This is a genomic window from Amycolatopsis thermalba (assembly GCF_003385215.1).
GTDB classification, from domain to species: Bacteria; Actinomycetota; Actinomycetes; order Mycobacteriales; family Pseudonocardiaceae; genus Amycolatopsis_E; species Amycolatopsis_E thermalba.
Genome location: NZ_PQHW01000216.1, coordinates 1 through 1,393, shown reverse-complemented (window position 1 = coordinate 1,393; position 1,393 = coordinate 1). Strand labels below are relative to the sequence as shown.

Below are 1,393 nucleotides of genomic sequence, written 5' to 3'. Positions count from 1 at the left end.
GGGACTGTTTCAAGATCGGTGTTTCTGGCCCGACACGCCGGGCTGAGGTCCGGCGGGATGGGCACTGTGAGTGATGACATCTGGGGCTGTGACTCCACGTAAGAGTGAGAAGCGGTTGTCGCCGGAGCAGGCCGCTGCGGTGGCGATGGTGGCCGAGGCCCGGCAGCGGGGGCTGGAGCTGACCGGCCCGAACGGGCTGTTGAAGCTGTTCACCAAGAACGTGTTGGAAACCGCGCTGAATGAGGAGATGACCGAGCACCTCGGACATGAGAAGCATCGTGCCGAGCCGGGGCGTGATTCGGCGAATGTGCGTAACGGGACCCGGAAGAAGACGGTGCTCTCGGACGCGGCCGGCGAGGTGGAGATCGAGGTTCCGCGGGATCGGGAATCCACGTTCGAGCCGCAGATTGTGAAGAAGCGGCAACGTCGGCTCACCGATGTGGACGAGATCGTGCTGTCCCTGTATGCGAAGGGGATGACCACCGGTGAAATCTCGGCGCATTTCGCCGAGATCTACGGCGCCTCGGTGAGCAAGGAAACGATCTCCCGCATCACCGACAAGGTCGTGGCGGAGATGCAGGACTGGGCCAGCCGTCCGCTCGACGTCGTCTACGCCGCGGTGTTCATCGACGCGATCGTGGTCAAGGTCCGCGACAGCCAGGTGGCCAACCGGCCTTTCTACGCCGCCATCGGTGTCACCGTGGACGGCCGTAAGGACGTGCTCGGCCTGTGGCCGGGCAGCGGCGGCGAGGGCGCCAAGTTCTGGATGAGCGTCCTGGTCGATCTGAAAAACCGCGGCGTGAAGGACGTGTTCTTCCTCGTCTGCGACGGTTTGAAAGGCTTGCCCGAGGTGGTGGAACAAGTCTGGCCGGCCGCGATCGTGCAAACCTGCATCATCCACCTCATCCGCAATTCGTTCCGGCTCACCTCCCGGAAATACACCGACGCGCTCAAACGGGACCTCAAAGCCATGTACGAGGCCCCCAACGCGACAGCGGCGGAAGTGGCGTTGCAGGAACTGGACGACAAATGGTCTGCGCAGTATCCGGCGCTGGTCCGACTGTGGCGCAACGCCTGGACCGAGTTCGTGCCGTTCCTCGATTACGACGTCGAGATCCGAAAAATGATCTGCTCGACCAACGCGATCGAATCGCTCAATGCCCGCTACCGGCGGGCGGTGCGAGCCCGCGGCCACTTCCCAACCGAGCAGGCCGCCCTGAAGTGCCTGTACCTTGTGACCCGCAGCCTGGACCCCACCGGCACAGGCCGCGCCCGATGGACGATGCGCTGGAAACCCGTACTCAACGCCTTCGCCATCACCTTCGGTGACCGCTGGCCGGCCGCCGAAACCTACTAACCGAACCGCCAGAAACACCGATCACGGGATAGACCC

Annotated in this window: 1 protein-coding gene; it reads left to right on the top strand. The window is 63.7% G+C overall.

Features of this window, described 5'->3' with window-relative positions; translation table 11 throughout:
• Positions 1–145: 145 nt before the first annotated feature.
• Positions 146–1,357: an IS256 family transposase gene (locus tag D0D15_RS35725; RefSeq protein WP_240325335.1), complete on the top strand. Its 1,212-nt coding sequence runs from the start codon at positions 146–148 to the stop codon at positions 1,355–1,357.
• Positions 1,358–1,393: the final 36 nt, after the last annotated feature.

Bases quoted from the DNA above. Each gene is read 5' to 3' on its own strand.
- D0D15_RS35725 (WP_240325335.1), top strand. From the start codon at position 146: ATGGTGGCCGAGGCCCGGCAGCGGGGGCTGGAGCTGACCGGCCCGAAC.